The sequence below is a fragment of the Aeromonas sanarellii genome, assembly GCF_000820085.1.
GTDB lineage: Bacteria > Pseudomonadota > Gammaproteobacteria > Enterobacterales > Aeromonadaceae > Aeromonas > Aeromonas sanarellii.
Map to the genome: position 1 here is coordinate 264,156 of NZ_CDBN01000021.1, position 17,461 is coordinate 281,616.

At 64.2% G+C, this 17,461-nt stretch carries 16 protein-coding genes; 8 read left to right on the plus strand and 8 right to left on the minus strand.

The features are described from left to right. The first annotated feature begins 116 nt into the window (after positions 1-116). From serS to purF, 3 genes are all read left to right on the plus strand, one after another. Positions 117-1,412 carry a serine--tRNA ligase gene (gene serS, locus BN1132_RS04770; protein ID WP_042075479.1) on the plus strand — a complete coding sequence of 432 codons (1,296 nt, stop codon included), beginning with the start codon at positions 117-119 and terminating at the stop codon, positions 1,410-1,412. A 182-nt stretch (positions 1,413-1,594) separates the two neighbouring features. After that, positions 1,595-2,086: a CvpA family protein gene (locus tag BN1132_RS04775; protein ID WP_042075481.1), complete on the plus strand. Its 492-nt coding sequence runs from the start codon at positions 1,595-1,597 to the stop codon at positions 2,084-2,086. Between the two features lie 18 nt (positions 2,087-2,104). Then, positions 2,105-3,625 carry an amidophosphoribosyltransferase gene (gene purF, locus BN1132_RS04780; protein ID WP_042075483.1) on the plus strand — a complete coding sequence of 507 codons (1,521 nt, stop codon included), beginning with the start codon at positions 2,105-2,107 and terminating at the stop codon, positions 3,623-3,625. A gap of 102 nt (positions 3,626-3,727) precedes the next feature. Here purF and BN1132_RS04785 read toward each other — a convergent pair whose 3' ends face one another. Together BN1132_RS04785 and ascF are read right to left on the minus strand one after the other, a co-directional pair. Then, positions 3,728-5,158, minus strand: a complete 1,431-nt coding sequence (locus BN1132_RS04785) for a 6-phospho-beta-glucosidase (protein WP_042075485.1) — start codon at positions 5,156-5,158, stop codon at positions 3,728-3,730. A gap of 30 nt (positions 5,159-5,188) precedes the next feature. Further along, entirely contained in the window at positions 5,189-6,643 is a 1,455-nt protein-coding gene (gene ascF / locus BN1132_RS04790; protein WP_042075486.1) for a PTS cellobiose/arbutin/salicin transporter subunit IIBC, read from the minus strand. Between the two features lie 254 nt (positions 6,644-6,897). Between ascF and BN1132_RS04795 the strand changes: the two genes are divergently transcribed. After that, positions 6,898-7,908 (plus strand): LacI family DNA-binding transcriptional regulator, encoded by a 1,011-nt coding sequence (locus BN1132_RS04795; RefSeq protein ID WP_042075487.1) that lies wholly within the window; start codon positions 6,898-6,900, stop codon positions 7,906-7,908. A gap of 93 nt (positions 7,909-8,001) precedes the next feature. Next, positions 8,002-8,760, plus strand: coding sequence for a tRNA isopentenyl-2-thiomethyl-A-37 hydroxylase MiaE (miaE, locus tag BN1132_RS04800; protein ID WP_042075489.1), 759 nt, complete (start codon positions 8,002-8,004; stop codon positions 8,758-8,760). 131 nt (positions 8,761-8,891) lie between these two features. Here miaE and BN1132_RS04805 read toward each other — a convergent pair whose 3' ends face one another. The 6 genes from BN1132_RS04805 to pspF form a co-directional block, all read right to left on the minus strand. Beyond that, the gene (locus tag BN1132_RS04805; protein WP_042075491.1) at positions 8,892-9,677 is read right to left on the minus strand and encodes a peptide ABC transporter ATP-binding protein; all 786 of its coding nucleotides are present in this window, start codon (positions 9,675-9,677) and stop codon (positions 8,892-8,894) included. Positions 9,678-9,813: 136 nt separating this feature from the next. Continuing rightward, a complete protein-coding gene (locus tag BN1132_RS04810; RefSeq protein WP_042075492.1) occupies positions 9,814-10,812 on the minus strand; it encodes a peptide ABC transporter ATP-binding protein in 999 nt (332 codons plus the stop codon). A gap of 210 nt (positions 10,813-11,022) precedes the next feature. Continuing rightward, positions 11,023-11,916, minus strand: coding sequence for an ABC transporter permease subunit (locus tag BN1132_RS04815; protein ID WP_042075494.1), 894 nt, complete (start codon positions 11,914-11,916; stop codon positions 11,023-11,025). A 149-nt stretch (positions 11,917-12,065) separates the two neighbouring features. Next, positions 12,066-13,025 carry an ABC transporter permease gene (locus tag BN1132_RS04820; protein ID WP_042075497.1) on the minus strand — a complete coding sequence of 320 codons (960 nt, stop codon included), beginning with the start codon at positions 13,023-13,025 and terminating at the stop codon, positions 12,066-12,068. A gap of 73 nt (positions 13,026-13,098) precedes the next feature. Next, positions 13,099-14,694, minus strand: a complete 1,596-nt coding sequence (sapA, locus tag BN1132_RS04825) for an ABC transporter substrate-binding protein SapA (RefSeq protein ID WP_042075498.1) — start codon at positions 14,692-14,694, stop codon at positions 13,099-13,101. A gap of 141 nt (positions 14,695-14,835) precedes the next feature. Continuing rightward, entirely contained in the window at positions 14,836-15,882 is a 1,047-nt protein-coding gene (gene pspF / locus BN1132_RS04830) for a phage shock protein operon transcriptional activator (RefSeq protein WP_042075500.1), read from the minus strand. A 197-nt stretch (positions 15,883-16,079) separates the two neighbouring features. On the opposite strand from pspF, the gene pspA reads away from it, so the two are divergent. The 3 genes from pspA to pspC are packed head-to-tail and all read left to right on the plus strand — an operon-like array spanning position 16,080 to position 17,395. Next, positions 16,080-16,754: a phage shock protein PspA gene (gene pspA / locus BN1132_RS04835; RefSeq protein WP_042075501.1), complete on the plus strand. Its 675-nt coding sequence runs from the start codon at positions 16,080-16,082 to the stop codon at positions 16,752-16,754. Between the two features lie 3 nt (positions 16,755-16,757). After that, positions 16,758-16,994, plus strand: a complete 237-nt coding sequence (pspB, locus tag BN1132_RS04840) for an envelope stress response membrane protein PspB (protein WP_042075503.1) — start codon at positions 16,758-16,760, stop codon at positions 16,992-16,994. Next, complete coding sequence (pspC, locus tag BN1132_RS04845) at positions 16,991-17,395, plus strand: envelope stress response membrane protein PspC (protein WP_042075505.1); 405 nt, start codon at positions 16,991-16,993, stop codon at positions 17,393-17,395. The genes pspB and pspC overlap by 4 nt, the downstream gene beginning before the upstream one ends. The last annotated feature ends 66 nt before the right edge of the window (positions 17,396-17,461 follow it).

Consider the following 17,461-nt stretch of genomic DNA (forward strand, 5'->3'; position numbering starts at 1 on the left):
CTGGCCCGATGCAAAAGACGACAGGGGTGTGCCAACCGATGTTAACTTCCGGATCTGTTTCCCGGCCCGGTTACGACGACCCGGGCCCAGATCCCATTAAAAAAAGTAGGTAAACCATGCTGGATCCCAAATATCTGCGCAGCGACATCGATGAAGCTGCCGCTCGTCTGGCGACACGTGGCTACGTTCTGGACGTAGCGGCGGTCAACGCTCTGGAAGAGAAACGCAAGGATCTGCAGTCCCGTACCCAGGAGCTGCAGGCCGAGCGCAACGCCCGCTCCAAGTCCATCGGTGAGGCTGCCCGTCGCGGTGAAGATGTTGCCCCGCTCAAGGCCCAGGTGACCAAGATCAACGACGAGCTGGAGACCAGCAAGGTCGAGCTGGACGCCCTGCTGGCCCAGCTCAAGGGGATTGCCGATGCCATCCCCAACCTGCCGAGCGACACCACCCCGGTGGGCCGCGACGAGAACGACAACGTGGAAGTGCGCCGTTGGGGCACCCCGCGCGAGTTCAACTTCCCGGTGCGCGATCACATCGATCTGGGTGAGGCGGCCAAGGGCGTTGACTTCAAGAACGGCGTCAAGCTCTCCGGCGCCCGCTTCGTGGTGATGAAGGGCCAGATTGCCCGCCTGCACCGCGCACTGGCCCAGTTCATGCTGGACCTGCACACCCTGCAGCACGGCTACACCGAGTGCTACGTGCCCTATCTGGTCAACCCGGACAGCCTGTACGGCACCGGCCAGCTGCCGAAGTTCTCCCAGGATCTGTTCAACACCGGTATCGAAGGGGAAGGGGAAGACGAGGGCAAGATGCGCAAGTTCTCCCTGATCCCGACCTCCGAAGTGCCGCTCACCAACATGGCCCGCGACGAGATCTTCGACGAGCAGGAACTGCCCATCAAGATGACCGCCCACAGCCCCTGCTTCCGCTCCGAAGCGGGCTCCTATGGCCGCGACACCCGTGGTCTCATCCGCATGCACCAGTTCGACAAGGTCGAGATGGTTCAGCTGGTGCACCCCGAGAAGTCCTGGGATGCTCTGGAAGAGATGGTGGGCCACGCCGAGAAGGTGCTGCAGCTGCTGGAGCTGCCGTATCGCGTGATGGCGCTCTCTACCGGTGACATGGGCTTCTGCGCCGCCAAGACCTACGATCTGGAAGTCTGGCTGCCGGCCCAGAACACCTACCGCGAGATCTCGTCTGTCTCCAACTGCACCGACTTCCAGGCGCGCCGCATGCAGGCTCGCGTGCGCATCGACGGCAAACCGCAGCTGATCCACACCCTGAACGGCTCCGGCCTGGCGGTGGGTCGCACCCTGGTGGCGGTGCTGGAGAACTACCAGCAGGAAGATGGCCGCATCGCCATCCCGGCGGCGCTGCAATCCTACATGGGCGGCCTGACCCACATCGGGTAAGCGCTCGTTGCAGACGACAACGCCATGGCTTTGCCATGGCGTTGTGCATTCTGGCGCCGGCCGCGTGAGCGGGGCCCCATCGCCGTCCCGGCACGCCCGTCGTGCGTTTAACACATTTTTATCAAGCATTGCGCAATCGTTTTTGTTAGACTGCGCCGCAATTTCGCAGGACATCTTTTTCTATGGTCTGGATTGATTACGCCATCATGGGCATCGTCGGTTTTTCCGCCCTCATCAGCCTGGTGCGGGGCTTCCTCAAGGAAGCCATGTCCCTCGTCACTTGGTTCGTCGCCTTTTTCATTGCCAGCCGTTTCTATCCCGATCTCGCCGTCTACTTCACCTCCTTCTCCGACGCCATGGTGCGCAACGGCCTCGCCATCGCGGCCCTGTTCGTGGCGACCCTGATCCTTGGCAGCGTGGTCAACTACGTGGTGGGCCTGCTGGTGGAGAAGACGGGGCTCTCGGGGACCGATCGGGTGCTGGGGGTCTGTTTTGGCGCCATTCGCGGGGTGCTGATCGTCAGCGCCCTGCTGTTTTTCATGGATACCTTCACCAGCCTCTCCCAGAGCGACTGGTGGGCGGCGTCCAGGCTGGTTCCCGAGTTCAAGCCGGTGATCCAGTGGTTTTTCGGGTTCATGATGAACTCGTCCAGTTTTCTTCAACAGGTACAGTGACATCGAGGTAGCAAAGACATGTGCGGTATTGTCGGTATAGTTGGCACCACCCCCGTCAATCAGGCCCTCTACGACGCCTTGACGGTGTTGCAGCACAGGGGACAGGATGCCGCCGGGATCGTGACCATTGACAGTGGAAACTTCCGGCAACGCAAGGCCAACGGTCTGGTGAAGGATGTGTTTGAAGTGCGCCACATGCAGCGGCTCAAGGGGAATATCGGCATAGGACACGTCCGTTATCCCACCGCCGGCAGCTCCAGTGCCGCGGAGGCCCAGCCGTTTTACGTGAACTCCCCCTACGGCATGGTGCTGGCCCACAACGGCAACCTCACCAACGCCAAGGAGCTCAAGGAGCAGCAGTTCAAGGTGGCCCGCCGCCACATCAACACCACCTCGGACTCCGAAGTGCTGCTGAACGTGCTGGCCCACGAGCTGGACCTGTGCGACAAGATGGCGCTGCGCCCGGAGGACATCTTCTCCGCAGTGCGCAAGGTGCATCAGCAGATCCGCGGCGCCTACGCCGTGGTTTCCCTGGTGATCGGCCACGGTCTCATCGGGTTCCGCGATCCCAACGGCATCCGCCCGCTGATCCTGGGTCGCCGGGTCGACGAGCAGGGCCAGGTGGAGTACATGCTCGCCTCCGAGAGCGTGGCCCTCGACGCCATCGGTTTCGAGACGGTGCGTGACGTCGCGCCGGGCGAGGCCATCTACATCACCGAGCAGGGCCAGCTCTTCTCCGAGCAGTGCGCGGAGAACCCGCAGATGAGCTCCTGCATCTTCGAGTACGTCTACTTCGCCCGCCCCGACTCCTGCATCGACAAGGTCTCCGTCTATGCCGCCCGCCTCAACATGGGTCGCAAGCTGGGCCAGAAGATCGCCCGGGAGTGGGACGATCTCGACGTGGACGTGGTCATCCCCATCCCCGAGACCTCCTGCGACGTGGCGCTGGAGATCGCCCACACCCTGGGTCTGCCCTATCGTCAGGGCTTCGTGAAGAACCGCTACATCGGCCGGACCTTCATCATGCCGGGCCAGACCCAGCGCAAGAAGTCGGTGCGTCGCAAGCTCAACGCCATCAGCTCCGAATTCAAGGGCAAGAAGGTGCTGCTGGTGGACGACAGCATAGTGCGCGGCACCACCTCGGAGCAGATCATCCAGATGGCCCGCGAGGCGGGGGCAGCCAAGGTCTACTTCGCCTCGGCGGCGCCGGAAATTCGCTTCCCCAACGTCTACGGCATCGACATGCCCACTGCTAACGAGCTGATCGCCCACGGCCGGGAAGTGGAAGAGGTGTGCAAGCTCATCGGCGCCGACGGCCTCATCTTCCAGGATCTGGAAGATCTGGAAGCGGCGGTGCGGGAGATCAACCCCGAGCTGCGCCACTTCGAGACCTCGGTGTTCAACGGCCACTACGTGACCTCGGACGTGGATCAGGGTTATCTGGACCACCTCAATGCCCTGCGCAGCGACGACAACAAGGCGGTGCGCGAGTGGCAGGAAGGGACCAGCAACCTGGAAATTTTCAACGAAGGCAGTTAAACGTTTTCCGCGTCGCGCTGAAACAACACATGGGGGCCCTGGGCCCCCATGTTATTTTCCACTGCATTAGTACATCACCCGGGATGCCCGGGCGATGCGTGATCAGGCCAGGTCTTCCCCGTGGCTCGCGATCACCTTCCTGTACCACCAGAACGACTTCTTGCGCCTGCGCGCCAGGGTGCCCCGGCCGGCGTCGTCCCTGTCCACGTGAACGAAGCCGTAGCGCTTGCTCATCTCGCCGGTGGAGGCGGACACGAGATCGATGCAGCCCCAGCTGGTGTAGCCCATGAGGGGGATGCCGTCTTCGATGGCATCCCCCATGGCCTGGATGTGTTCCCGCAGGTAGGCGATGCGGTAGTCGTCCTCGATCTCTCCTTGCTCGTTCACCTCGTCCACGGCCCCCAGGCCGTTCTCCACCAGGAACAGCGGTTTCTGGTAGCGGTCGTGCAGGGCGTTGATGGTGATGCGAAGGCCCAGAGGATCTATGCCCCAGCCCCATTCGCTTACCTCGATGTAGGGGTTTTTCAGGGACTTGACTACATTGGCCTCGCTGGTGTTGCCCTGGTTCATGTCGGCGGCGGCGCAGCGGGAGGCGTAGTAGCTGAAGGAGACGAAGTCGACGGTGTGCTGGAGGAGCTCGTCGTCACCCGGCTCCTTGACCAGCACCACCCCCTTGTCGCGAAACACGCGAGCCGCATAGGCCGGGTAGGTGCCCCGGGCCTGCACGTCGATGAACAGCAGGTTCTCCCGCTCCTTTTGCAGCGCGGCCCAGACATCTTCCGGCTTGCAGGAGTAGGGGTAGAAGCTGCCCCCCGCCAGCATGCAGCCCACCTGGTTGGCCGGATTGACCTCGTGGGCAATCCGGGTCGCCAGGGCGCTGGCGATGAGCTCGTGGTGGGCCGCCTGGTACTTCACCTGCTCCTGGTGTTCCCCCTCTTCGAACACCAGCCCGGCCCCGGAGAAGGGGCTGTGCAGCAGGATGTTGATCTCGTTGAAGGTGAGCCAGTACTTCACCAGGCCGTCGAACGCCTCGAAGCAGGTGCGGGCGTAGCGGGTGAAGAAGGTCACCATCTGGCGGTTGCGCCAGGAGCCGTATTCGGTCACCAGGTGCATGGGCACGTCGAAGTGGCACAGGGTCACCAGGGGTTCGATGCCGTGCTTCTTGCACTCCTCGAACAGGGCGCGGTAGAAGGCGATGCCCTCGGCATTGGGCTCCCGCTCGTCCCCCCTGGGGTAGATCCGGCTCCAGGCGATGGAGGTGCGAAACACGGTGAAGCCCATCTCGGCCATCAGGGCGATGTCGTCCTTGTAACGGTGATAGAAGTCGATGGCCCCGTGGCTCGGGTAGAACTCGTCCTCCCGCAGGGAGAAGCGCTTCTCCTGGCCGAGTTTGACCGCCATGCGGTTCGGGCCGTGGGGGATCATGTCCACCGTGGTCAGGCCCTTGCCCCCCTCGAGATGGGCGCCTTCCGCCTGGTTGGCGGCCAGGGCGCCGCCCCACAGGAAGCCTTCGGGAAATCTTGCTAACGACATTGGTTACCTCTTGTCATGTCTGATAGGGAGTCACGCGCCGGCGGTGGCCTGTGCCTGGCTGGCCGCGACGGGCTGGGGAGAACCGTTCTCGCCGGGGGCCTCCACCGGGATGTCCTCAAACCCCATCACCAGGGTCAGCACGAAGGAGAGCACCACGGAGAGCGCCATCACGCCGAACACCCAGGCGATGGTCATGGGGTTGGCCGGATCGAAGAACTGCACGCTGGTGAAGAGGCCGGGGGCCGCCATGGAGTGGCTGGCGAGGCCGGCCATGCCGGCGACGGCGCCGCAGATGAAGCCGCTGATGAGGCTGGCAATGAGCGGGCGCTTGAGGCGCAGGGCCACGCCGTAGAGGGCGGGTTCCGAGATCCCCGCCATGATGGCGGAGGCGGCCGCCGCGAGCGCGGTCTGGCGCAGCTCAGGGTTTCGGGTGCGCCAGGCGACCGCCAGGGAGGAGCCGCCAAGGGAGAGGTTGGCGCCGATTTCGGAGGGCATCACCATGCCTTCCTTGCCGGTCTCGGCGATGGTCTGGATGATGGTCGGGGTGAAGACGCGGTGCATGCCGGTCATCACCAGCAGCGGCCAGAGCGCCCCCATGATGGCCACCGACAGCCAGCCTAGGTAGTCGTGAACCGTGTAGACCAGGCCCGAGATGGCGGTGCCGATCCAGATGCCGACGGGGCCGATGAAGAGGATGGCGAGCGGCGCCGCGATGAGCACGATCAGCATGGGTTTGAGGAAGTTCTTGGTGACCGCCGGGGTGATGCGGTCGACCCAGCGCTCGATGTAGGAGAGGCACCAGGTCATCACCAGGGCCGGGATCACTGTGTAGGTGTATTTCACCGCGGTGACCGGGATCAGGGCGAAGGTCACCTGCTCCCCCTCGGCGGCCCGGGCCATCAGCTCGATGAAGCTGGGGTGCACCAGCACGCCGGCGATGGCGATGGCGAGCGACATGTTGGTCTTGAACTTGACGGCGGCGGAGGCGGCCACCATCAGGGGCAGGAAGAAGAAGGCGCCGTCCCCGGCCACCGTGAGGATGGTGAGGGTCGAGGAGCCTTTCTCCAGCAGGCCGGTCATCTCCAGCACCATGGCCAGCAGCTTGAGCATGGAGCCGCCGATGATGGCCGGGATCAGCGGCGACATGGTGCCGATCAGGGCGTCGAGGATGGCGGCGCCCATGCGTCGCAGGCTCCAGCCACGTGCGGGGGCGGGGGGCGGCGTCTGTCCGCCCTGGGGCAGCAGGGCCAGTACCTCGCGGTAGGCGTGGGAGACGGTGTTGCCGATGATCACCTGGCACTGGTTGTCGGCCTGCACCACGCCGAGCACGCCCTGGGTGGCTTTCAGGGCGGGGGCGTTGACCCGGGCGGGGTCGCTGAGCACGAAGCGCAGCCGCGTCATGCAGTGCGTCACGGCGACGACGTTGTCGGCGCCGCCGAGTGCGGTGATGACGGTGCTGGCCAGGGCCGCATAGTTCTTTGACATCGAGGTTGATCCTTTTAACCAAGTGGGCCCGCTCGTGCTCGCCGCAGCTGATGGCGAGCGAGAAGGCATGAAACTGAATGTGGAACCGGTTCCACATAGCATGCGCAGTTTCCTGTCGGGACACAAGACGGCCGCCCCCCATTGTGCAGATCCGTGAATGGGATCACTGAACCCGGGCCATGGCGCCATTCTTGCTACGACAAGCCGGCGAGGGTGCAGTACACTGCGACCCGTCGAACGCAAGGGGGACAAGAATGACGACGATGCTGGAGGTGGCGAAGCGGGCAGGGGTGTCGAAGGCGACGGTCTCCCGCGTGCTGTCGGGCAATGGTTATACCAGCCAGGAGACCCGGGACAGGGTGTTTCAGGCCATTGAGGAGAGCGGCTATCGTCCCAATCTGGTGGCGAGGCAGCTTGCGACCAAGAATACCCAGACCCTGGGGCTGGTGGTCACCAACACCCTCTACCACGGCGTCTACTTCAGCGAGCTGCTCTCCCATGCGGCACGGATGACGGAGGAGCGGGGGCGGCAGCTCATCCTGGCGGATGGCAAGCACAGCGCCGACGAGGAGCGCCAGGCCATCCAGTACCTGCTCGACTCACGCTGCGACGGCGTCATCATCTATCCGCGTTTTCTCAGCGTCGAGGAGATGGACGAGATCATCGAGCAGCATCCCCAGCCCATCATGGTGCTCAACCGGCGCTTGCCACGTCATCCTGCCCACTGCGTCTATGCGGATCAGCAGGCGGCGGCGGCGGCCGTGGTGGACACGCTGGTGGCCATGGGGCACAGGGAGATCGCCTTCATTGCCGGTTCGGCGGATTCGCCCACCGGCGTCGAGCGTCTGGCCGGCTACCGCGAGGCGCTGATACGGCACGGCATCCCCGTGCAGGACGCATTGATCGCGCCCGGCAGATGGACACCCGCCTGCGGCGCGGCCGCCGTCTCGACCCTGCTGGCGCGGCGGATCCGTTTCAGCGCCCTGGTGGCCAGCAACGATGACATGGCGATCGGCGCCATCAAACGGCTGCACGAGTCTGGCGTGGCTGTGCCTGATGCAGTCTCGGTGGTGGGGTTTGACGACATCGCCCTGGCTCCCTATGTCATTCCCTCGCTTGCCAGCGTCAAGATGCCGGTGACCGGGATGATCCAGGAGACCATCAGCCGCTTGATCACCATGGTGGAGGAGGGGGGGAGTGACGCACTGCTCTCGTTCAGCGGCACCCTGATCAGCCGTGACTCTCTCAGGCGCTTGACGAGGTGATCATGATGGCGGTGGGCAGGCCCTGCGGGATCCGTTAGCATAGGCGCCCCGGCGTCCCGGCGCCGCGTGTCGTATCAACAGATGAGAGTTCAGATGGATGACCTGTTAGCCCCCGTGCGCCAATTCCTGCATTGCGAGACCCCGGATGAGTGGGTGGAGATGGCGCGGGATCCCGCCCAATTGCCGACCCTGCTCATCGATCACGCCAACTGCGAGAACAAGGCGGCCCTGACCGCCCACAGCCTGGTGCGCCGCTACTGCCTGCCCAAGGAGAAGCGCCACCTGCTGCCCAAGCTCGCGTTTTACCGGGAGCTGGACGCCATCCCCGAGAAGGCGGAGATCCTCGGCAAGCGCACCATGGGCGAGGCCGAGCGCACTGTGTTCGCCGAGCTGGAGCGCAATCCCCTGCTGTTCCCCATGGTGCGGCTCATCCAGGAGGAGCTGCACCACTTCGAGCAGGTGCTGGAGATCATGCAGGCCCGCGGCATTCCCTACGGCCCCGTCACCGCCTCCCGCTACGCCCGCAGCCTGCTGGCCCATGTGCGCACCTACGAGCCGGCCGCCGTGGTGGACAAGATGATCATCGGCGCCTATATCGAGGCGCGATCCTGCGAGCGTTTTGCCAGGCTGGCGCCCCATCTGGACGAGGAGCTTGGCCGCTTCTACGTCTCCCTGCTGCGCTCGGAGGCGCGCCACTATCAGGACTATCTGGCCCTGGCGGAGCAGTATGCGGGAGAGGACATCAGCGAACGGGTGGCCTTCTTCGGCCAGCTGGAGGCGGAGCTCATCCGCTCGCCGGATCCGCAGTTCAGGTTCCATAGCGGACTGCCTGTCAGATCTGACAGTTGTTGAGGTGACGGGGGCTGCCTACCATTGCCCTGTTCCTACTACGAGCGACGCAATCACTTTTTTGAGCGCAATACCCGGCCTGCAAGCCGGGTTTTTTTATGTCTGCGCTAGGGGGGAAGGGGGCGCGGCGGGGATCAGCGGCGGTACTCGTTGTTGTAGTTCTGGATGAGGCGCCGGGTCACCTCGTGCTGGGGATCGGCGAACACCTTGAGGGTCTTGCCGCGCTCCACCACCCGGCCCTCGTGCATCACCAGCACCTCGTCGCTGATGTGGCTGACGATGCCCAGATCGTTGGCCACCAGCACATAGCTCAGCCCCATGGTCTCCTGCATCTCCAGCAGCAGGTTGATGATCTGGGAGCGTACCGAGATGTCCAGAGTGGAGAGAGCCTCATCCGCGACCACGATTTTCGGGTTGAGGATCAGCGCCCGCGCCAGCCCCACCCGCTGCTGCTGGCCGGCGGAGAGCATCTGGGGGTAGAAGAGGGCGTGATCCGCCAGCATGCCCACCATGCGCAGGGTCTGGATCACCTTCTCCCGGCGCTCCTCCTCGGTCATCTCGGTGTTGAGGCGCAGCGGCGTCTCCAGGATCTGGCCGACCCGGATCTTGCGGTTGAGCGACGTGTTGGGATCCTGGAAGATCATCCGCAGCAGCTTGCAGCGGGTCTGGTAGTCGCCGTGGACCAGGGGCTGCCCCTCGACGGCGATCTCGCCGCCGCTCGGCTCTATCATGCCCGCTAAAATACGGGCGAGGGTGCTCTTGCCGGAGCCCGCCTCCCCGACGATGGCCAGGGTCTGGCCGACGCCGAGATCGAAGGAGAGCGGCTTGATCGCCTCCACGGCGCGGCGCCGGAACAGGCCGGTACGATTCTGATAGGTCTTGCACAGGCCCCTGACCTGCAGCAGGGCGGGTTCGATCACAGGCTTGGCTCCTTTATGGTGACACTCATGGTCGGGCTCATTTCTTCGATTCTTCCATGTTCAGGGGGACGCGGCAGCTGGGGCATGGATGCCCCTTGGGCTTGTCGGGCGGACATGGGCTGGTGATGACCCCGGCTCATTTCTTCTGCTCTTCCATGTTCAGCGGGAAGTGGCAGCTGAACTGATGCCCCTTCACCTTGCTCATCAGCGGCGTCTGCACGCACTGCTTCTGGGCATAGGGGCAGCGGGGGCCGAGACGGCAGCCGATGGGCAGGTGCTGCAGCGGCGGTATTACCCCGGGCAGGGTCTCGAGCCGGGACTTGTGGCGCACCAGCTTGTCGAAGTCCGGGATGGACTTGAGCAGGGCATCCGTATAGGGGTGGTGGGGGGATTCGAGGATCTGCTCCCGGGTGCCCACCTCCACCATCTGGCCGCAGTACATGATGTTGATGGTGTCGGTCAGGTTCGCGATGGCGGCGATGTCGTTGCTGATGATGAGGATGGTGGTGTTGCCCAGCTTGTTCATCTTGTCCAGCAGACGCAGGATCTGGGAGTGGGTGGTGGACTCCATGGCGCTGGTGGGCTCGTCCGCCACCAGCAGACGCGGCTGGTTGGCGATCGCCATGGCGATCATCACCTTCTGGCACATGCCGTCCGACAGCTCGTGGGGATAGGCCCGCATCACCTTGCGGTGATCCTTGACCCCGACCCGGTGCAAGAGCGCGATGGCCCGCTTCTTGCGCCACTGGAAGCGCTGCCAGAACTTGCCGGCGAAGGCGCTGGTGGGGATGGCCTCCTCGAGCTGGGTGCCGATCTCCTCCGAGGGGTCGAGACAGCTGATGGGGTCCTGGAAGATCATGGCGATCTCCCGGCCCATGATGCGGCGCCGCTCCTTGGGGGCCATGGTCAGCAGGTCCATGTCGTTGAAGCGCATCCGGTCGGCGCGCACCGTCCAGTTGTCCTTCTGGATGCCGACGATCACCTTGGCGACCAGGCTCTTGCCGGAGCCGGATTCCCCCACCAGGCCGCGGATCTCCCCCTCGTTCAGGGTCAGGCTGACCCTGTCCACCGCCTTGACCTTGCCCTGGGGGGTGTCAATCTCGATGGTGAGGTTGCGTATGTCGAGCAAGGGCATCAGTGGCGCTCCTCATGAGGGTGTGGCACGGCGTGCTGCATCGGCGTGATGCCGTCCTTTATGGTATAGAGCCGCAGTATCATCAATCGTTCCCCTCTGTGAGCGCTTCGCGGATCCCTTCGCCCACCAGCGATGGGTTGACCAGCACGCCGTACGGCAATGGGCGGAGAACAAGGGTGAACATGCCTTTCTTCGGCATAGAACATTGCATCAGTCGTTCCCCTCTTTAAGCGCTTCGCGAATGCCTTCACCCACCAGGTTGGTCACCAGCACGCTGAACAGGATGGCCATGCCCGGCAGGGTCACGGTCCAGGGGGCGAGGTAGATGAGATCGCTGGAGTCGGCCAGCATGGCGCCCCACTCCGGCTGGGGGGATTGGGCCCCGAGGCCGAGGAAACCCACCGCCGAGATGTCGAGGATGGCGGCGGACAGGGTACGGGTGGTCTGGGTCACCAGGGTCTCGACGATGTTCGGCAGTATGGCCAGGCGCATGATCCGCAGGGGCGGCGAGCCGTCGAGGCGGCTGGCTATGATGTACTCCTTCTGCATCTCGGCGTGGACCGCGTTGTAGGTCGCCCGGATGAAGGGGGGAATGAGCGCCAGCGTGATGGCGATCAGGGTGTTGAACAATCCAGGCCCCAGGATGGCCACCACTATGATGGCCAGCAGCAGGGAGGGGATGGAGAGCAGGGTGTCGAGCAGATGATGGAGCACGCTCGACTTCACCCCCTTGCTCATGCCGCCGAGGATGCCGATGGCCGAGCCGACGACGAGGGCGATCACCACCACCAGCAGGGCGTTGCCGAAGGTGAGGCGGGCGCCCGCGACGAGGCGGGAGAGGATGTCGCGACCCAGATCGTCGGTCCCGAGGAAGTAGTCGATGTTGCCCGTGCTGGCCCAGGAGGGGGCGAGCAGCAGGCGGTTGCTGTGCTGATCGTCGATGCCGTAGGGGATCACCAGGGGCCCGATGAGGGTGACCAGCAGCAGCAGGCCAAAGCACCAGAGCCCCGCCATGGCCAGCGGGTTGCGCCGGTAGGAGGCCCAGGTCTGCTCGAGGGGGGAGAGGATCCTGAGCTCCGGATAGATGTTCGATTTATCGTGCATGATGCAGGCTCCCGCCCTGGCCGTCAGCGGATTCAGTCTTGTCGTGCATAGCGTTCTTTGCACCGTGCCGGATACCGCATGATGTTGGTGAGCCGTGCGGTGCTGAGCGGGTGGCGCTGGTGCCGAAAGGCGTCATTCGGCTGCTGTGTTCAGTCTTGTCGTGCATAGAGTTCTTTGCGCCGTGCCGGATACATGATGGTGGTCAGCAGCTCGGTGCTGACGCTGATGAAGATGACGAAGCTGGCCACCACCAGGGAGGCGCCGCGGATGGCGGCATAGTCCTGCAGGGCGATGCTGCTCACCAGCCAGCGGCCGATGCCGGGCCAGTCGAACACCACCTCGGTGATCATGGCGGAGGTGAGCACGCTGCCGAGTTGCAGCCCGAGCAGGGGCAGTACGGGTGGCAGGGCATTCTTGAGGCCGTGGCGCCAGACGATCTGGCGACGGGAGAGGCCACGACTCGCCGCCGCCTTGATGTAGTTCTGTTTCATCACGTCGATGAGGGAGCTGCGTACGTGGCGGATCACCTCGGTGGTGGGCACCACGGCCAGCACCAGAGACGGCAGCACCAGGTGGCGCAGGGCGTCATGCAGCGCCGCTTCCCGCCAGGGCTCCTCGCTCAGCAGCACGTCGACGATGGCGATCCCCGTGATGGAGGGGACGTCGTAGAGCAGGCTGATCTGGCCGGAAGAGGGCAGCCAGCCGAGATCCAGGGAGAAGAACATCACCATCAGCAGGGCCAGCCAGAAGACGGGCACGGCATAGCCGACGAGGCCGGCGGCCATGATGGAGAGATCCAGTCCGCGCCCCTGGTAGATGGCCGCCAGGGTTCCGAGCGGGATCCCCACCAGCAGCGAGATGGCGAAGGCCGCGAGACAGAGCGCCAGGGTGGCCGGGAAATAGTGGCGGATCTCGTCCAGCACCGGCTGGCCCGAGACGCTGGAGAGGCCGAAGTCCCCCGCGAAGATCCGCAGCAGGAAGTCAGGATAGCCGTGCCAGAAGTCCAGCACCTGGGTGACGAGGCGAAACTCCAGCAGGTAGGCCCCCAGGGTCAGCACCAGCAGGGTGATCACCAGCAGGGTGATGCGGCGCAGAATATAGAAAAACATGCTTATGCCTCCAGGTGCGGCTGCGCCGATGGGCGCCGACGGCCGCCGCCGATGGGATGGGTATCAGTCATCGTCACTCCCGATAGGCCTGGTTGAAGGTGGTGCCCCCGAAGGGCATGAGCCTCAGCCCCTGGATGTCGTTGCGACTCACCTGGGTGCGCAGGGCATGGGCCAGCGGAATGAGCGGCAACTGCTCGTTGAGCAGGGACTGGGCATAGTAATAGTTGCGCAGGCGGAAGGCGAGCTGCGGGGTGGTCACAGCGTCGTCCAGCAGCTGATCGAAGGCCGGGCTGCACCAGCGGCTGTAGTTGTTGCCCCGCTCGACGGCGGCGCAGCTCAGCAACTGGCGGAAGAAGTTGTCCGGATCCGCGTTGTCGGCGATCCAGCCGGAGAGCAGGCTGTCGTACTGCCCCTTGGCGAGCCGGGTCTCGATGACCGGCCAGGCCTGCTGCACTATCTTGAGGCTCACCCCAATCTTGGCGAGATCGCTGCGCATCAGCTGGGCGGTCTTGAGGCCGTCCGGGTTGTAGGGGCGGGCGCCGGGCTGCACCAGCACCTGCATCTCGAAGCCGTTCGGGTAGCCCGCGTCCTTGAGCAACTGACGAGCGAGCTTGAGATCCTGCTTGCGCTGGGGCAGGGAGGGGTTGTAACCCCAGGAGAGCGGCGGCAACAGGCTGGCGGCGCTCTGGCCCGTCTCGAAATAGACCGCCTGCAGCAGGTTCTGCACGTTGATGGCGTTGGCCAGCGCCTGGCGCACCTGCACCTTGTTGAAGGGCGCCTTGCGGGTGTTGAGGGCGAGGAAGGCGACGTTCATCCCCGACTGCACCGACAGATCCAGGTGGGAGTCCTTGTCGATCACCGACAGCTGGCTGGCGGAGGGGGTGCTCATGACGTCGCACTCGCCGGTCAGCAGCTTGGCGAGCCGCTTGGAGGATTTGGGGGTGATGTCGTAGACGAGCTGCTCCATCCTGGCCTCGCCCCCCCAGTAGCCGGGATGGCGCAGATAGCGCACGAACTCGTTGTGGCGGTACTCCTTGAAGCTGAAGGGGCCGGTGCCGACGGGCCTGCTGTCCAGCAGGTCCGGGGTGCCGGCCTCCTGCATCTGCTGCGCATACTCCGCCGACAGCACGATGGCGTAGTCGCTGGCCAGGGTCGCGAGGAAGGAAGCGTCAGGCCGGCTGAGCTCGAACACCACCTCCCGGGGGCCCTTCTTGTAGACCCGCTTGATGAGGCTGCTGAGCCCCAGCCCGTAGAAATAGGGGTACTCGCCGCCGGAGACGTGATGGAAGGGGTGCTGCTCGTCCAGCAGGCGCTGCCAGGTGAACAGGACGTCATCGGCGTTGAAGTGGCGTGTCGGATTGAACCAGGGGGTGTGGTGGAAGGTCACCCCCTTGCGCAGGGTCAGGGTATAGGAGAGGCCGTCCTCGCTCACCCGCCAGCGGGTGGCGAGCCCTCCCTCGATGTCCAGGGTGTTGGCATTGACCTCGAGCAGGCGATCGTAGAGGGGGCGGGCACTGGCATCCAGGGTCGCATCCGAGTTGGCCAGTTGCGGGTTGAAGGTCCGGGGAGCCCCTTCGGCGCAATAGATGAGCCCGGTTTTGGAGGCCTCATCGCGTTTTTGACAGCCGCCGACCAGTACCAGGACACCGATCAGCAGGGGGGTGAGCATTCTCATGTTGGAACCATGTTGTCAGACAAAGTTGCCCGCCATGGGGCGGGCGCGTTGCGGGAGCCTGCCGGGCGGGCATTCCCATCGGGGTTGGCGTGCGTCGCGCTGCGCAGTCCACACGCACAGACCTGGCCTTGGGCATCAGCCCAGCTCCAGGTTGCCACTGTTGTCATCCCCGTCGAGCAGTTGGTATTTGCGCAGCATGCCCCTGAACTGGTGGTAGCTCAGGGCCAGCAACTGGGCCGCTTTGCGCTGATTATACTGGGATTGCTGCATCGCTTGCTTGAGTAAATTAATCTCGTATTCCGCCACCGCCCCCTTGAGATCCAGCGGCAGGTTCGGGGCAGGGGCACCGTTTACCTGTGTCGGCTCGGGGGCTGCGCCCACGGTCTTGCCGGTGGCATTGGGGCGCCAGGGGGAGTCAAAGGGGTTGAGCACCAGCTCGGCCAGCGGCAACTGGGGGTTGCCCTGGCGATAGAGGCTGCGCTCCACCACGTTCTTCAGCTCCCGCACGTTGCCGGGCCAGGGGTAGTCCAGCAGCAACTGGGTCGCCTTGCGGGAGAAACCGGCAAACAGCGGATAGCCCAGCTCCCGGGTCATGCCGTGGGCGAAGTGCTCCGCCAGCATCAGGATGTCCTCGCGCCGCTCCCGCAGCGGGGGCAGGGTGATGACGTCGAAGGCGAGCCGGTCCAGCAGATCGTGGCGAAACTGCCCCTTGTCGGCCAGCGCCGGCAGATCCTCGTTGGTGGCGCACACCAGCCGCACGTCCACCTTGAGCGCCTTGGCGCCACCCACCCGCTCGAACTCCCCGTACTCGATGACCCGCAGCAGCTTCTCCTGCACCCGGGCGCTGGTGGTGGCCAGCTCGTCGAGGAAGAGGGTGCCGCCGTCGGCCCGCTCGAAGCGGCCCTGATGGCGCTTGGCGGCGCCGGTGAAGGAGCCCGCCTCGTGGCCGAACAGCTCGGTCTCCAGCAGGCTCTCGCTCAAGGTGGCGCAGTTGATGGTGACAAAGCTTTGATCCCAGCGATCCGAGAGATAATGTAGGCGGTGGGCGATGAGCTCCTTGCCGGTCCCCCGCTCGCCGATGATCAGCACGGGCTTGCGCAGGGGCGCGAGGCGCGAGGCCTGCTCGATGATTTCTAGAAACGCGTTGGATTCACCCAACAGACTTTCCGTGGCCGTGGTCATCCCTGCCCCTGTATCGTTGAAAAATCTGGTTAATCTTACCAAAAGTTGGTTATTTTAATCATCTCTTGTTTCTGGGGCACTTGAATGTCAACGGGAGTGCCCATATAAATCAACAAGTTAATAATTGTTCCAGATTGGCACACAAGTTGCCATTGTCAATGGAGAAACAACCCGATGCCTATCACAGGAGTACAATCATGAGCATTTTTTCCCGCCTGGCCGACATCATCAATTCCAATCTGACGTCCCTGCTCGACAAGGCGGAAGATCCCCAGAAGATGGTGCGTCTGATCATCCAGGAGATGGAAGATGAACTGGTGAAGGAGCGCTCCAACTTGGCCCGCTTCCTCGCCAACCAGAAAGAGATCGGCCGCCAGGTGAGCCGCCATCAGGAGCGGGTCGCCGAGTGGCAGGGCAAGGCGGAGCTGGCCCTGACCAAGGGGCGCGAGGATCTGGCCCGGGCCGCCCTCATCGAGAAGAGCAAGCAGACCGAGCTCGCCGACACCCTCGAACGGGAGCTGCAGGCGGTGAACAGCGGCATCGACAAGCTGGGGGAGGAGATCCGCCAGCTGGAAGCCAAGCTGGAAGACGCCCGTGCCCGCCAGAAGGCGATGGCCATTCGCAGCGAAGCGGCCAGCAGCCGCCTCAACGTCCAGAGCCAGGTGGCCCGTGGCGGCAGCCAGTCCGTGGTCAGCAAGTTCGAGCGCATGGAGCGCCGCATCGACGAGATGGAGGCCCGCGCCGATCTGGGCCAGTCCGACAAGGCGCTCGCCCAGCAGTTTGCCGAGCTGGAAGCCGACGATCAGATCAGCCGCGAGCTCGAGGCCATGCGCCAGAAACTCGGTCAGAGCGACAGCAAACAGGGGGAGTAACAGATGGAAGATCTGCTGGGTGTGTTGATGGTTCCCATGGTGGTCTTCATGGTGGTGGTGGCCCCCATCTGGCTGGTGCTGCACTACCGCGCCAAGGGGCGGATCGGTGCAGGCCTTGCCGACAGCGAGCGGGAACAGTTGCAGGGGTTATTGGCCCGTGCCGAGAAGATGCAGGAGCGGGTCGGGGCGTTGGAGTCGATTCTGGACGCTGAAGTCCCGGGCTGGAGGAGCAGGGTATGACACAGTGGAGCAGAGAGAAACGCAATCTCTATCGTGACCCCCAGCGGGGCAAGATAGCGGGCGTCTGTGCCGGTCTTGCCGACTACTTCGGCGTCGAGACCTGGATAGTGCGGCTGCTGGCTATCAGCGGCCTCATCTTCGCCGGTTTCATCACCTTCACCGCCTACATCGCCGCCTGGTTCCTGCTCGACAAGAAGCCGGTCACCCTCTACGGGGAGCAGGAGGAGGAGTTTGCCGAGGTGCGCATGAAGGCGCGCAGCTGGCAGGCGGGGATCACCCCCCATCAGGCCCTGGGCCGCATCGCCCGTGAGCTCGACAGCCTGGAGCCCAGGGTGCAGCGCCTCGAGAAGCTGGTGACCTCCAAGGAGTTCACCCTGCAGCGGGAGTTCAGCAAGCTGTAATGCCCTGGGCCCGAGGGTGATGCCTCGTGGCCCCTGCGCCCGACCTGACAACAAGGAGGCAAAGAC

Bases quoted from the DNA above. Each gene is read 5' to 3' on its own strand.
- pspB (WP_042075503.1), top strand. From the start codon at position 16,758: ATGGAAGATCTGCTGGGTGTGTTGATGGTTCCCATGGTGGTCTTCATG.
- BN1132_RS04775 (WP_042075481.1), top strand. From the start codon at position 1,595: ATGGTCTGGATTGATTACGCCATCATGGGCATCGTCGGTTTTTCCGCC.
- BN1132_RS04795 (WP_042075487.1), top strand. From the start codon at position 6,898: ATGACGACGATGCTGGAGGTGGCGAAGCGGGCAGGGGTGTCGAAGGCG.
- serS (WP_042075479.1), top strand. From the start codon at position 117: ATGCTGGATCCCAAATATCTGCGCAGCGACATCGATGAAGCTGCCGCT.
- pspA (WP_042075501.1), top strand. From the start codon at position 16,080: ATGAGCATTTTTTCCCGCCTGGCCGACATCATCAATTCCAATCTGACG.
- ascF (WP_042075486.1), bottom strand. From the start codon at position 6,643: ATGTCAAAGAACTATGCGGCCCTGGCCAGCACCGTCATCACCGCACTC.
- purF (WP_042075483.1), top strand. From the start codon at position 2,105: ATGTGCGGTATTGTCGGTATAGTTGGCACCACCCCCGTCAATCAGGCC.
- BN1132_RS04820 (WP_042075497.1), bottom strand. From the start codon at position 13,025: ATGTTTTTCTATATTCTGCGCCGCATCACCCTGCTGGTGATCACCCTG.
- BN1132_RS04815 (WP_042075494.1), bottom strand. From the start codon at position 11,916: ATGCACGATAAATCGAACATCTATCCGGAGCTCAGGATCCTCTCCCCC.
- miaE (WP_042075489.1), top strand. From the start codon at position 8,002: ATGGATGACCTGTTAGCCCCCGTGCGCCAATTCCTGCATTGCGAGACC.
- sapA (WP_042075498.1), bottom strand. From the start codon at position 14,694: ATGCTCACCCCCCTGCTGATCGGTGTCCTGGTACTGGTCGGCGGCTGT.
- pspF (WP_042075500.1), bottom strand. From the start codon at position 15,882: ATGACCACGGCCACGGAAAGTCTGTTGGGTGAATCCAACGCGTTTCTA.
- BN1132_RS04810 (WP_042075492.1), bottom strand. From the start codon at position 10,812: ATGCCCTTGCTCGACATACGCAACCTCACCATCGAGATTGACACCCCC.
- pspC (WP_042075505.1), top strand. From the start codon at position 16,991: ATGACACAGTGGAGCAGAGAGAAACGCAATCTCTATCGTGACCCCCAG.
- BN1132_RS04785 (WP_042075485.1), bottom strand. From the start codon at position 5,158: ATGTCGTTAGCAAGATTTCCCGAAGGCTTCCTGTGGGGCGGCGCCCTG.